The 13,476-nt window shown below is 61.2% G+C and carries 14 protein-coding genes; 2 read left to right on the top strand and 12 right to left on the bottom strand.

What is annotated here, in order from left to right:
* Window positions 1-8: 8 nt before the first annotated feature.
* The 11 genes from ACH488_RS15880 to ACH488_RS15830 all read right to left on the bottom strand — a co-directional run bounded on the left by ACH488_RS15880 (window position 9) and on the right by ACH488_RS15830 (window position 10,471).
* On the bottom strand, window positions 9-1,376 hold the full coding sequence (locus ACH488_RS15880) for an O-antigen ligase family protein (protein ID WP_397325526.1): 1,368 nt from the start codon (window positions 1,374-1,376) through the stop codon (window positions 9-11).
* Window positions 1,373-2,137: a WecB/TagA/CpsF family glycosyltransferase gene (locus tag ACH488_RS15875; protein WP_397325525.1), complete on the bottom strand. Its 765-nt coding sequence runs from the start codon at window positions 2,135-2,137 to the stop codon at window positions 1,373-1,375. The genes ACH488_RS15880 and ACH488_RS15875 overlap by 4 nt, the downstream gene beginning before the upstream one ends.
* Window positions 2,134-3,162, bottom strand: a complete 1,029-nt coding sequence (locus tag ACH488_RS15870) for a glycosyltransferase (protein ID WP_397325524.1) — start codon at window positions 3,160-3,162, stop codon at window positions 2,134-2,136. Before ACH488_RS15870 ends, ACH488_RS15875 begins: the two co-directional genes overlap by 4 nt.
* 87 nt (window positions 3,163-3,249) lie before the next feature.
* Window positions 3,250-3,552 carry a hypothetical protein gene (locus tag ACH488_RS15865; RefSeq protein WP_397325523.1) on the bottom strand — a complete coding sequence of 101 codons (303 nt, stop codon included), beginning with the start codon at window positions 3,550-3,552 and terminating at the stop codon, window positions 3,250-3,252.
* The gene (locus ACH488_RS15860) at window positions 3,553-4,482 is read right to left on the bottom strand and encodes a hypothetical protein (RefSeq protein ID WP_397325522.1); all 930 of its coding nucleotides are present in this window, start codon (window positions 4,480-4,482) and stop codon (window positions 3,553-3,555) included.
* Window positions 4,479-5,711, bottom strand: coding sequence for a lipopolysaccharide biosynthesis protein (locus tag ACH488_RS15855; RefSeq protein WP_397325521.1), 1,233 nt, complete (start codon window positions 5,709-5,711; stop codon window positions 4,479-4,481). The genes ACH488_RS15860 and ACH488_RS15855 overlap by 4 nt, the downstream gene beginning before the upstream one ends.
* Window positions 5,699-6,892 (bottom strand): polysaccharide pyruvyl transferase family protein, encoded by a 1,194-nt coding sequence (locus ACH488_RS15850; RefSeq protein ID WP_397325520.1) that lies wholly within the window; start codon window positions 6,890-6,892, stop codon window positions 5,699-5,701. The genes ACH488_RS15855 and ACH488_RS15850 overlap by 13 nt, the downstream gene beginning before the upstream one ends.
* 45 nt (window positions 6,893-6,937) lie before the next feature.
* Window positions 6,938-7,666 carry a signal peptidase I gene (lepB, locus tag ACH488_RS15845; protein WP_397325519.1) on the bottom strand — a complete coding sequence of 243 codons (729 nt, stop codon included), beginning with the start codon at window positions 7,664-7,666 and terminating at the stop codon, window positions 6,938-6,940.
* Window positions 7,663-8,787, bottom strand: coding sequence for a PqqD family peptide modification chaperone (locus tag ACH488_RS15840; protein ID WP_397325518.1), 1,125 nt, complete (start codon window positions 8,785-8,787; stop codon window positions 7,663-7,665). Before ACH488_RS15840 ends, lepB begins: the two co-directional genes overlap by 4 nt.
* A 155-nt stretch (window positions 8,788-8,942) precedes the next feature.
* Window positions 8,943-9,584: a hypothetical protein gene (locus ACH488_RS15835; RefSeq protein WP_397325517.1), complete on the bottom strand. Its 642-nt coding sequence runs from the start codon at window positions 9,582-9,584 to the stop codon at window positions 8,943-8,945.
* Window positions 9,585-9,784: 200 nt separating this feature from the next.
* The gene (locus tag ACH488_RS15830) at window positions 9,785-10,471 is read right to left on the bottom strand and encodes a helix-turn-helix domain-containing protein (protein WP_397325516.1); all 687 of its coding nucleotides are present in this window, start codon (window positions 10,469-10,471) and stop codon (window positions 9,785-9,787) included.
* A 318-nt stretch (window positions 10,472-10,789) separates the two neighbouring features.
* Here ACH488_RS15830 and ACH488_RS15825 point away from each other — a divergent pair, with 318 nt between their 5' ends.
* Together ACH488_RS15825 and ACH488_RS15820 are read left to right on the top strand one after the other, a co-directional pair.
* A complete protein-coding gene (locus tag ACH488_RS15825) occupies window positions 10,790-12,322 on the top strand; it encodes a polysaccharide biosynthesis tyrosine autokinase (protein WP_397325515.1) in 1,533 nt (510 codons plus the stop codon).
* Window positions 12,322-12,945, top strand: a complete 624-nt coding sequence (locus ACH488_RS15820) for a low molecular weight phosphatase family protein (RefSeq protein WP_397325514.1) — start codon at window positions 12,322-12,324, stop codon at window positions 12,943-12,945. The genes ACH488_RS15825 and ACH488_RS15820 overlap by 1 nt, the downstream gene beginning before the upstream one ends.
* On the opposite strand, the gene ACH488_RS15815 is transcribed toward ACH488_RS15820, so the two are convergent.
* Complete coding sequence (locus ACH488_RS15815; RefSeq protein WP_397325513.1) at window positions 12,942-13,379, bottom strand: VanZ family protein; 438 nt, start codon at window positions 13,377-13,379, stop codon at window positions 12,942-12,944. The genes ACH488_RS15820 and ACH488_RS15815 overlap by 4 nt on opposite strands.
* Window positions 13,380-13,476: the final 97 nt, after the last annotated feature.

Raw genomic sequence — 13,476 nt, 5'->3', positions numbered from 1 at the left:
AGCGAGGCTCAGCGCAGCTTCACCCGCTCGACTTCGAGTTGTTCTCTCCGAGGCTCCATTCCCTCTGCGCTGCGGGCTTTGTCCGCCATGCCATTGAAAGCCGCGAGGATCAGCGCCATGGGTACATAGATCTGCGGTGCGGCCAGTACGTTGTCGAAGAAGGCGTAGAACGCCATGGACAGCCCGAGGGATGCGATCAGCACCTTCTCACGGCGTGCCGACTTCCTGGCCACATGGATGAACGTGGAAGCAATGAGAACGGTAAGCGCCAATGCCCCCACAAGGCCGAAATCAACGAGCAACTGAAGATAGGTATTGTGCGGGGCAATGAAGTACTCACGGACCAAGGCGATCGAAGACTCTTGGGAGAGTACAGCGTTGGCACCGGGTCCGTGACCAAACCACGGTTTCTCCTGAAAGCGTCCCCAAAAGTAGTCCCACGCGAGGTTTCGGCCAGACAGTCCATCGCCGTGGTACTCATCCTGACCAGTTGTTCTTTCAATCAGGACCGGCGCGATCTGCCAGCCTGCAAAACTGAGTCCGAGCAGCACGAAAGCACGCACCACTCCGGAAATGCGGGTTCTCGTCCTTCGTGTGAAAAGCAGCAGGCAGACGATAACGAAGAACGCAACAATGACAGGAGCCCTGGTGGCGCTTGCAGCCGTCACCAAGATGCCAAATATCAAGGTGAGCAGCGAACCCCGCTTGTGGTGAAGCCAAAGCCAGAATGAAGCAATGGCGCCGAAGGCGCCGGCGGCGCCCAAGTACGCCGGAGGGAGCGTACCTCCGAGTCGCGACATGTCAAAGTTCCCGGAAGTGAACAGCGGAATCACTCCTGCTGCGTCGAGCAGGAGACTCAGCACCAGAGCGATGACAGGGACGAGTGAAACTACTCGTAGTGGCACATCAGGCGACACTTTTCGCCAGTCAACGGCAAAGATCAGCCACGGCACCAGATAACCCGCCGTTGACGCCAGAAAGCCTGTGAGAGTCTGGGGCGGCTCGAGGTTCGTCAGGAGCGAATTGCCCAAAAGTACACCATAAAGCGCTATGACCATGAGCACGGTTGCTGGCGGACGCCGAACACCCGCCATCAAGCACGCAAGCACCGTGATGAGAATGAGCGAAAGCTTTTGGACCGTATTTCCCTGATCCTGAGCAATGAGAACCGCCAAGGCTTGCTCACCGATCAACAGTGGCACCAAATAGGCCCCGAACATGGCAGAGGGCTTCTGCCAAATCATCAAAGCAGCGGCGATGCCAACAACGGTCACAACAGCGACCCATGGAGCCGTAACTGCGAGGTAAGTGATGGGGAGCAACGACAGAACACAGAGGGCACCGATCACGGGTCCGCCCACATCACGAATGTTCATGCTTTCAACTCTCCGCGCTGCCGGAGCCGGGTCCTCAGCGTCAACAGAACAAACCGGGTGTTCCCAACGAGGTACCGCTTTAGCAAGCGCCTCGGCTCCTGGACGAACCTGTAGCACCACTCGAGGCCCAGCTTCTGGATCCACAATGGTGCCCGCTTCAAGCGCCCGGAAATGACGTCGAAGGATCCCCCCACACCGAAAGCCAAGCCTGCATTCAACTGCTCCTTGTGGCGGAGCACAAAGTGTTCCTTCCGGGGACTGGGCAACGCCAGGAAAAGCAAATCAGGTTCGGCGGCCGCGATGGCCTGGACAACGTCGCTCTCCTGATCCGGTGTCCAGTATCCGTCGCGATAGCCCACAACGTTGACTCCCCTGCCTGCGAAATCCTGGGCAACCGCCGCGACTACGTCTTCCCTGGCGCCCAGTAAGTACACCCGGTCGCCACGTTGTGGTGCCCTCTTGATCAGTTCCAGGAACAGATCAATGCCGGAGACGCGCTCCGGGGCAGGGACGCCAAGGATACGGCTGGCCCATACGATCGACTGGCCGTCAGCGTTGCTGATGGCGCTGGTCTCCACGTATTGCCTCAGCAGATCGTCTTCCAGGGCATCAAGGACAATCGAGGCGTTCAGGTCGGCACGCCAGTGACCCCGTTGGGCAAGAAGGTTATGGCAGAGCTCCACGGATTCCTCCATGGTCAACAGGTCAAGGGGAAGATCGAAGACGCGCTCTCTGCGGATCACCCGGTTGGCATCATTCATTTGCTTGTTCCCCCATCACCTTGGATCCACTCCGAAAGCCTCTTGAGCGCCGTGGTCTGTTCCCGGACCCTGCGGGTCCTGAGATCCACGATCAAACGCTCCAGTTCCGCCTGACGGCGCACGGCATTGTTGGCTGCCTCGGCGTAAAGCCCTGCTTCAGGCGGTACGGTCAAGGCCGCGGTACCGAAGAAATCCTTGAGGACGGCAGTGTCCGAGGTGATCAGCGCTTTGCCTGCGCACATGGCTTCGTAGCCAGCTCGCTGCATGGTGTCTTCTTCGGTTGTTGGCGCCACCAGGACGTTGGCGTGGCCCAAGAGCCGGAGATATTCCGCCCTTGAGACGAACCCCGGGAATACGGTGTTCCCGGGATTGCAGTCCGCCTTGAACGATTCCGGGGCCCTGCCCGTGAAGACCCACACCAGGTCCGGGGCCAAATGGGTGGCGGCGGCCAACTCCGCCAACGGTTCGTCGTACGAGTAGGTGATGGGGACCAGAACGTACTTCTTTGCCTGCAACGTGGCCAGGTTCAGGTCCTCAAATTCCCCCAGTTCGCCTACCTCGGGGTACGTCTCAATGAGGTCGTGAAGCACCAGCGCTTCGGCGCCGTTGTCCTGGGCTTGATCGGCCAAGGCCTGGTTGGTGACGATCGCCAGATTGGGAGCTCCGAGGAGCTTGGCCACGAGCTTGCTGGCCCACTTCCATTTGGGGTCGTAGAAAGTGCCGGTGTGCAGGTCACCGCAAATGCGGACATCCTTCCCGACGGCGGCCCTGACGGCCAGCAGTGCCACGACGGGCGGCTGCATAACGATGACCTCAGTGGGTTCGTATTGACGAAGAAACTTCCTGGTTGACAGCCACAACCGCAGGTAGCGCAACGGCAGCGGTCCGGACCCGCCGCCGTCGGACCATTCATCTATTCCCAAGCGGCGGGCAATTCCCTCACTGCGACCGTGGAAATCTATCCAACTGACAAAAACCGGCTTCTTCTGGGCAATGGCCGAGCCCGGCTGGAGCAAAGTGGTCATTAGCCTGCATCACTCTCATGAAATATGCAGGCACGATGGATCATTTGCATGTTTTAGTTCCCCCAGTGAGACGGTCAGGAAGAGCCGTCATGGTCTTCCTTTATATTCTATTCGTTGCGCCAGACCGGCCCGCTCCAAATCCAGGAGAAATGAAACAGTCTGGGTCCGGATGTCCTCGATCGCAATCCCAAAATCATCCGCCACGTTTCCGAGCACCTCATCTTCTGGTCGCGGATTGTCCGCACTTCCCAGAAACGACCAGATGAGGGCAGCTGGACCTTGAAGTGCGCGTGGACTCAGGTCCGCTTCCACATCCCGCAGATCCAGGACATAAACGGAATCACCGTGATATTCGAAGGCCACCCCCGGAGGCCTGTACCAGCTGTCCATTTAGTTGACCCTGTTCCTGAAGAGGTTTATCGAGGCCGCAGGTAACGTTCTAATTCCACGGGCCAGCCTCTTTGCACGTGTCCTCACCATTTCCAGATGGTTGGCATCCGCCATCCCCGGATCTTTCCGGAGCTCTTCATTGCTGGGATGCAGGGCCCTGAAGAAGATCCCGATCTTTGCCTTCCATCCAGCCGTCCTTATGGCGTACAGCCAACCACCTGTGGTGGCCTCGGCACTGGTCCGGTTGATCTCCCAGCGCGCCAGTTCAACAGAATCGAGGTCATCGAAGGGGCCGGCAACGCCGAGTTCCCGCAACTCCTTCTCCAGGACCCGCCTGATGCGACCAACATCAGCCAACCGGACGAGTGCCTGGAACTCCGCCGGTTCCATGTCCTGCTTCAACGCGGCCATGATCTCCGCATGCTGAACGTTGTCGTCGGCGGTAGGTGAGTTCCTCAGAACATGAAGAAGAGCGATAACTGCATTTGCCACACGGCTGGCTGTCGGGATGGGGACGTTGGCAAGTTCGCCTTCTATCCGTGTTTCCCACAGAAGCTCAAAGACCTCATCGGCCTTTCCAAAGAAACCGGGAAAATAGGAATGCACGTCTATATCGCTGGGCCAATTGGCGTGGATCAGGGTTCGCGAGTGGGGGTCCAGTATGCTTGGTGAAAAGCGCACGTCGCGGTCATTCCAACCGTATTTTTCCAGAATGGTGCACAATTCCGACATCCTGGACGGCTCCACGAGGATATCCGCATCGCTGGAGATTTTCTTGCTCCGAAGTCCCATCTTTTCGAGAAGGGGACCCTTGATGGCAAGTATGCGCACGGAATGCTCCACAGCTATGCGGGCCACCAATGCATATGCAAGGGGGGTAGCAGCGGCTATGGGCAAGGAGACCGCGGCCGAGTCTGCCTGTCTGCTCATTTGCGGCCCCCACCCAATTTTGATTTCTTTGCCCGTAAAAATATTACCCCGGGCATCAGCATCACCAGGTACGCAATGGAACCTGCAATTGCTGCACCCACTGCACCAAAGGGAGACAACACCACCATTCCACCTACGCTGAAAACAACCGCCGTGAGGGTGGCATAGGCCCGCATCCTCGCGTGTCCGGTCTTGACCAGGATTCCGTTGACCAGGAAGCCCAGCCCCTTGGCCCAGCCACCCAAAGCGAGGATCAGGGCCGGCAGAACGGCTCCCCGGAACTCCTCGCCAAAAACCAACGGAATGACGGCCCAGAGGCTCCCGGCACAAACCACCACTCCAACGGTCATCACCAGTGCGCACCATTTGATGACGCCGGTAAACTCTCCGGCCTTTCGCAATCCGTGCCCGCCAGCCATGGCTGCGTCCCTGAAGGGCTTGGCCGCGACGGTGAAGAGCTCTGCAACCAGCATGCCGATCGCGTAGTAACCGAGCTGCTCCGCGCCGATCAAGGGTCGAAGGACAATGGGATCCAGATTGACCAGGAGTACGCCGCCAAGGCCGCCTAGTACTGCCCAGTTGAGCGTCCTCAGCGGCCTTAAAGTCACCTTGCGCATGACCCGCGTAGTTGGGATGCCCACCACGCGTGGAACCCTGAAGGAAGCGAAGACAAGGTACAGGTAGCCCAAGGCCTGCGGGACAACCAGGGTCAAGACCGCCGTCTGCGGGTTCAGGAATCCTGAAGCGAAGAACCCAGCGGTCAAGCACAGCCGGGACACCGCCGTGATCCACTTTTCCACCGAGATGGCCAGGATCATGTTGCGGTTCAGGGCATCCCCGCGCTGGACCAAGGCCGCGGCGAACGTGAGAGCACCCAAGCCCAGGAGCATGCTCGAATCGGGGTGCAAGTAGCCGGCCCGCACAAAGATGAAACCCGCCACCGCCGCAAGGAGGAAAGCGACGGCAAGCACTACCATCCAGGCCCCGAACCGAAACCTCCGAAGCCAGTAGTTTCCATAGACAGCCAGGGAGTCCGAGGTTCCGAGCCCCAGGATGGAAGCGGCCACCACAATAATGGACTGGCTGGTGGAGAAATCGCCTTGTCCCGCGGGACCCAAGGCACGTGTCAGCAGCGGTGCCACCAACAACGAACTCAGAGGCACAAGCACTGAGCCCAAGGCATTCAGTGCATGGTGGCTACGCCTGACGGGTAGGTCTACAGCAACCATGGTGGTGGGGTGCTGACGAAATCAGGCTTGGCAGTCACGCCGGGAATGGTCGATGCGGCCTTGACTCCCAGTTCGGCAACCAAGTGCGCGTCGGGGTTGCTTTCCCAAGCCACCACCAGCTCATCCGCGCCGTACCAATGGAACTGCCCCGAGAACTTGTCCACATAGTCCAGCCCGACGCACGGGACCCCCTGGCTGAGCGCGGCGACGCCGGCGTGCATGCGCGCTGTAACCACAACGTCGGCCAAGGCGAGCATGCCTTTCGCTTCCTGCGCATGACGGGGCACGGCCAACATCACGTCTTCGCCGGACGTACCGCCCACCAGTTGCTCTGACATGGCGATGTCTCCAGGCTCCTCCCGAACATCATGCGGAAGGACCACCACAGCAAAACCTGCATCCAGCAAAGCAATCATGTAGGACTGGAATCTGCGGGCCACTTCCTTGTACCCGGTACCGTTGAACGCCGCCAGGTGGGCGTTCGGAACAAGGACAGCAACAGGTCTGTCACGTCCCGCAACCCAGGCCTGCAGTGCATCGATTGCAGGACCCTCGCCGGGCTTCATGTAAGCCGCCACATCAGGGAAAACACCAACGTCGCGTTGCAGGGCTTCAGCGGCACGTTGTTGGGAGTTCTTGTCGCGGGCGGTCAGTCGTACCCGCTTGTCCAGGCGTCGCAAGGACGTCAGTGCGTCCGGGCTGGGATTTCGACGGAAGCTGAAGTTAGCCAGTTCCGCACGCCGGCCCTGCGCAACCGAGACGTTCAGCAGGCTGACCCGTTGGGAGATGGACCGGATACCGTAGGCGCCATCTATGGAGTCGGCCCCCAGGACAACAACCCGTTCAGCCCGTGTGAGGAGTCGCAGCTTACGGGCATCCATGTGCATCCGGCCAAGGGCAATAACCCTGTCTATCGACCGTACGCCGGCTACTCCCATCGCAGTCCAGGGTTCCACTGGGCCGGGGGTGTACAACTGGGGCGTGCCTGAAGAAGCGATGATGCTGTCCCGGCTTCCCAGGATCATCCCTTCATCGCCAAATGAGCCGTAACTGGCCGGCGAGAGTACCGCCGTGACGCCGGGCTTCGTTTGTGCCGGCCTTTGAAATCCCAGCATCCTCCGCTGGCCGTTGACCAGCGTCGGCGCGGCATATCCGGCAACCAATCGGTTGAGATTACCCACGGGTCCATCCCCATTTCCTCATGCGCGTTGTCCTGCGGGCTTTGGTCATGGTGCGTCCCCAATCGCAGTACTCAGGCCGTCGCTGCCCCACTTGTTGAACGGATACAGGAACCAACCGACGGTCCCCACCAGGTCCGAACGCGTCGCCGTTTTGGCACAGTCGCTGCCTGCCGAGGCGCTCCGGCATGCTGCAACGGAGTCGTCAGAGTTGGAACGGTGGTCACCTAAGAACAGGTACTGGTCCTCACCAAGTCGGATCGGTCCAAAGCAGCGGGGTGAGGAGACCGCCGTCGTGCAGTCAAGGTTTCCCACATCGAAGGGGAGGTCCTCGAAGACGAAGGGCTCGGCAATTGCTTGTCCGTTGACCATGACCTGGCCGCTGGCGCCGCAGCATTCCACTGTGTCCCCGGGCAGGCCCACCAGGCGCTTCACCAGGTATTCGGTGTTGCCGGGCCCGATGCCCGTCACCTCCCCGAACCAGCCGACGGCGGTCCGAGCGAATCCGTGCTGGGGCGGCGGTCCCCACGTGACCGGTTTCCGGAACACCACCACATCTCCGCGTTGCGGTTCAGCGAACACGTAGGCGGTCCTGTCCACCAAGACGCGGTCGCCCACGTTGAGGGTCTGTTCCATGGAGCCGGAAGGGACGCTGTAGACCTTCAGGAAGAATCCCTGGACCATGGAAATCAGGACCAGCGCCAGGACAGCATGGAACCAGGGTGACCGCAGGAATCGACGACGGCGGGTGGCGACCGTCGCTGTTGCGCCGCTCACGCGTGTGGTTCCGGAAGGCGGAGCACAAGCCCGGCATCAGCGAACGCAATAAGGACATCGACGACGGCGGCGTCCAGGCTCTGTTCCGGCGGCGCACCGAACTCCTGTTGCACCTCCTGCAGGATGGCCTCGAAATCAAAACCGTCGCTCAGAGTCCGCCACACCAAAGGACCAACGCCGTCCAGGACGTGTACTACGCGGTTCGCATCAAGGACAGCAGTTTGGCCGTCAGCCTCCACGGCGTCCAACACAAAGGAAGGCACGAAGGTTTCGTCCGCGAACGGACTCCGTACACCCGCGCTGCCCGACGGCATCACCGCAGCCCACTCGCCAGGTTCCACTCTTGAGAGAAGTTCGGGTACCAGGGGCAGGACTTGCGTAGCGTCACGGTACGTCACCTGCTGGATTGCCCCGCTTCGGTCCACATGCCGGGCTATGTTCTGCAGGGGCTTGTCCATGTCAGCCAGATAGCTGGCCTCCGGGACGATCGCGGCCAAGGCCTCGCAGAGTCCAAGGGTGACGATTCGCGGCGGGCCAGCAAAATCTTCATCGCGGTCAACCACCACAAGGCCGCCCAAGTGAAGCGGCGCGTCCGGCAATTCCCGAAGTCCCAGTGCCGACGGCGCCAGTTGATCCTTGAAAGCCTTGCCTGATCGCAGAACGGACAGGGGCTTGCGGTAAGGGTGGACGGCGCCGTCTGAATCGATGCCGACTGTCTCATCTGTGACGTAGCCGTAGTCGGAGCCCAGAGTGCGCGCCAAGGTGGTTTTGCCCTTGCCGGAAGGCCCGATGAACGCCAACACTTCCCCGGATGCGTCCGCAATACCGGCTGCGTGGAGCATCAGCAGGCGGCCCCGCTTGGATTCGATGGCCGCGAGGGTGGCGTAGGTGGACAACTCTGCTATGGATCCGGGAGTTCCGGCGGCGTCGGGAAACCGCCACACCAGTTCGGCTACGGGATTTACGACGTCGGCACTCGCCTCGTTGCTGTGCGGCGAAGCATCCCGCCAGGGTTCCTCGAATTCCCGGAAACGTTGCTCGTCAAAAGCATGGTCGGCAAAATCCAGGCGAATCCTGACATGCCCGCCCAAGGCATCTACCGTAAAGTCACCGGTCCGCATTTATCCCACCCAAAAAGATTATCCGCTGAACCGCAAGCTAAGCATCCTTGCATTATCCAGCCATGGAAGAACCTGCATCCCATGATCAGGACGCACGAAAACGCGTCAGTCAATTACTGACGCGTTTTCGCTTGTAAATTTCGTTCAAAAGTACTTTAGAGAAGACCCGCACCCACCGGCACGGAAATCGTTCCGCTGGCGGTAAGCGTCCTGGTACTGAACTGCACAGTGATGGTTACCGGGAATGTGGCCAAAAGGCTAATGGCAACGCCGGTGCTGACACCTGCAAGACCGAACACGATGGGAATATCCAACGTGCCGTTGCTCGCCACGTTGATGGCCTGTGTGGTGGTGAAGGTTGTGGTCGGCATCCCGTACTGACCGATGATCGGGGCAGTCTGGTAGGTGGTAGTGCGCTGGCCGGCGGTGCTGTTGACACCGTTGTAGGAGTAGACGCCGAAACCGCGGGCACGTCCAACCGGAATGTTGATACCGGCAGGGCGGGCAACCGTCACCGTGATCGTTGCAGTTTCGTTGATGGCTCCGGGGCCATTGGTCAGGCTGATCTGGGTGGGAACGGTGGTGAGTGCGGTCGCCGTCAGGGTGCCGCCGCCGTCGAGCAGGTTGAGGGTCAGCAGACCGGTCTGCGTGCCGGTCACTGCGAGGGCCGCGTTGTTCACGGAGGCAACCGCGGCAGGCGCTGCAACAGCTGCCGCGATGACCGGAACGGACCAAGCTGCGCCCTTGACCACTGCACGGCGTGTGTGCGGCTTGGAGACCGTAAGTTCGTCGCTCATAGTTCTTCTTTCAGCTAGGGATGAAAACCATCGGTTGGAATCCAGCACATGCCGAGTTCCCCCATCTGGGATAGAGACTACCCACGGTTTTTCGGCCCAATTGAACAGATTCGGCGTTTGCGCGCAGATTGTCGCTGTATGGTCCAAGGTCTGCACGAAACGTCCGTCACGCCCGTCTTTCCGCCACTTTCAGGCCTTGGCTAGTCTCTTACGCGACGGTCGCGCAGGTCTGAGGGACCACAGCCGTACAGTTCATCGAGCGTCCGTCGAAGGGCCGCCGTCGTTCCGAAGCCGGTCTGCTCGGCGATCTGTTGGACACTGAGAACGTCGTACCGGGAGTCAGTGAGCAGGGTGCGGGCGAGCCTGCCGCGTTGCCTCCGGATCTCTGCAGCAATGGAGTTCCCCACCTCGGCAAAAGCGGCCTGGACCCGTCGCAATGAAGACTGCACGGCCCTGGCCACGGCGTCCGGATTCAACTCCCTGTCCGCGCAGCGCTGTGCGATGACGGCCATGGCCTGGTCCCTCAGCACCGACGTCACTGACGTGGAATTCCAACTGACCCCGCAGTGGTCCAGGAGCAGGCTTCCCGTCAGTTCCAGCAGGATCTGCTCGGTGGCGTAGGACTCAATGGCAGAGCCTTCGCGGGATGGTTGCTCCAGGACGGCTCCGACGAAAGCCTCGGCAGCGGCATCGAGCCTGGACTTCACCCGGGTTATGGTCACACCGTCCAAAGCCTGTGGCACGAATGTTTCAGCCGCAGCCCGTTGGATGGAGATCCGTTTAGCCTCGCCCTCCCCCACGAAGGGCGACGCCAACTCCTGCCCGCCGGGCACTATGACCACCGTCCCTTCACCCGGGATCAAAGTGCCGGCGGTCGGATCGCGCACGACTCCGGACCTGACGAAATAGATATTCACGGTGTCCGGCGAAGTATTTGGATCAAGAAGCTCCAAATCACCGGAAATGGACCCAAGGGAAACAGCACCGAATATGCACTCGTGGTTGTCCCTTGGCGGTGCACTACCGAGACCACTATCGGCTGCTTCACGTTCGAGAAAGTCAGTATCCTGCATTGTCATAAATCCCCCATCCCACCCTCTGGTGAGTCGCCCCTATAGAACTGCACGTTACGATATCCGTGGCGCAGTTCAAGAACCGCGTTCTTTATTGTGTCGAGGGCACACAACATCAGGGGGACATTTTTCATGGAGCTGACGGACTATTGGAAGGTCCTCCGGGCGCATTGGATTTCCGTTATCGCGATCACCATCCTGGGCGGAATAGTGGCCTTTGGCTGGACCCTGACCCAAACGAAGGTCTATAGCGCGGACGCCAGTGGGATCATCTCCGTTGGTGTGAACAAGGACCTTGGAACGGCCATGGCCGGCGAGACCTATTCCAAGTCGAGGGCGAAGTCCTACATGGATGTTGCGAAGTCCCGTTCAGTGGCCGAAACCGTCATCCAGGACCTCCGACTCCAAGGCACGACCCCCGAGCAACTGATCGCACGGGTGTCCGTTCAAAACCCCCAAGACACAGCAACGCTGAAGTTCAGCGCCCAGGCAAGCACTCCCGAGTCTGCGCGCGACCTCGCCGAGGCATGGGTCCGGGCAGTCGGCAAGCAAGTTGACGAGTTGGAAAAGGGCGGCGCAAACAGCACCGACACATCGATCGTCAGCTTCCGTTCCCTCGATGCTGCACAATTGCCAACATCACCAACGTCCCCGAACACCCGGCTTGCCTTGGTCATCGGTCTGGTAGCAGGCCTGGTGGTTGCCATTGCGTACGCCTTGCTCCGCAACATCTTCGACCGCCGCGTCCGCTCGGCTGTGCGCCTGGAATCCGAAACCGGCGTTGCCGTGATCGGCACGGTCCCGTTCCATAAGAACTTCGATGGTTCCAACCGCATCGTACTGTCCCAGGGCGGCAACGACCTGGAGAACAAAAACCACCAAGACTACGCCGTGGCCGAGGCCATCCGTGAACTGCGAACCAACCTGCAGTTCATGGACGTGGACAATCCCCCGCGCATCATTGTGGTCACCTCCGCACTCCCCGGCGAAGGAAAGACCACCGTCATCGCCAACCTTGCGCAGACCATCGCGGCGTCCGGCCAGCGCGTGGTTGTGGTGGACGGCGACCTCCGCCGGCCCAAGCTGGCCAAAACCTTCGGGCTCCTCACCAACGTCGGCCTGACCGACGTACTCATCGGACGCGCAACGCTCAACGATGTCCTGCAGCCGTGGGGCGAGAGCGGCGACTTGTTCGTGCTCGGCGCCGGTTCCGTCCCGCCCAACCCCAGCGAACTGCTCGGGTCCAACGTCATGCACACGCTGCTTGAGGACATCGCCAAGCACGCCATTGTCCTGGTGGACGCCCCGCCGCTCCTGCCGGTCACGGACGCCGCGATCCTCACGGCCCGCACTGATGGCGCCATTGTGGTCAGCCGGGCGGGCAAGACCACCTATGACCAGCTCAAGAGGGCCCTGCAGAACCTGGAACGCGTCAAAGGACGCCCCCTGGGCCTCATCATCAACGGCGTCTCCCGGAAGTCCTCAAAGGGCGAAGACTACGGCTACCAGTACTACACGTACTACAACCGCAAAGAAGCAGGCAGCGAGTCCCTCAACGCCACCCACGTTCCAGCGTCGGAGTCGCAGCCGGTGGACTCTTCCGAGCACGTCCCCCTGCCCACCCAGCGCCGCGGCCGTCGTCGCGAAAGCACCCCCGCACTGTGATGCCGTCCAACGCCGGTGCCCAGCCGCCGCCGTCGTCAATCCTGACAGTCTGCACCGGCAACATTTGCCGCTCACCGCTCGCGGAACAGCTGATCCGTGCCCGGCTGGCCAAGGCCGGAATCGGGAACTTCTCCGTGGCCAGCGCAGGACTGCACGCTGCGGCCGGCGCCCCCATGGAGCCCCTGCCTGCTGACCTGTCCAGGGAGTACGGGGGCAACCCCGACGGCTCGGTGGGCGAACAGATCACGGACGAGTCCGTGGCGGCCGCCAACCTGGTCCTGACCATGACCCGGAAGCAGCGCGACGAGCTGGTCAAAAGGTTTCCCGGCGCAGCCCAGCGGACCTTCACCATGGCCGAATTCGTGAGGGCGGCGCAGACCCTGCCTGTCACCACGAGCCAGCCCGCGGCGCCCAGCTGGGCCGCCGTGACCGGCAGCGGTGCCGATTCCGCCGTCGCGCGTTTGGTGCGGCGAACCGCGGCCGTCCGGTCAGCCGCCGTGCTGGTCGTCGCCGACGATATTCCGGACCCCATCAACGCCACCGAGGCAGTGCACCGCGAGGTGGGCCACCGCATCGCAGGTTACTGCGACGACGTTGTGGCGATCCTGGGCAAGCACCTCTAGGTGCTCCGGCGCAGCCACCATCCCGCTGCAGCAGCGCCGATCACTGCGCCGGCCGTGTTGGCGATGACGTCGGACAACGCTGTCACCCGTCCGGGAACGAACAGCTGCGTGAGCTCAATGAACGTGGACGTCGCGGCTCCCAGCAGCAGGATGCGCCACCAGTTCCAACGCCTTGGCCAGAGGAGCCGGACCAGTCCTCCGAACGGGACGAACATGACGATGTTGGAGACGAACTCGACGGCGACGGCCGCTTCCTTGAGGGGCAATCCCACCGCCGCAAGCCAACCGGCGATGATCCCGACGAAACCCGTGACCGCGCCCGCTTCCTTCGACGGCAGGAAGACCACAAGGGCAAGCGCCACCAAGTAGGCGCCGAATGCTGCCTGCAGCCACCTCTGCGCGCGGCGGGTGGCGGAGTCCTCGGCGGTGGTCATTCGCCAAGCCTAATGGGCCGGCCGCGCGGGGTTCATACCCCGGCAACGGTGGACTATCGTCGGCCGAGGCTTATCGAGGGAACCTAAGATGAGGACG

The sequence above is a fragment of the Paenarthrobacter sp. NPDC018779 genome (assembly GCF_044391085.1).
GTDB lineage: Bacteria > Actinomycetota > Actinomycetes > Actinomycetales > Micrococcaceae > Arthrobacter.
Note: the sequence above shows the minus strand (reverse complement) of the source record. Positions and strands in the feature narration are given on the sequence as shown.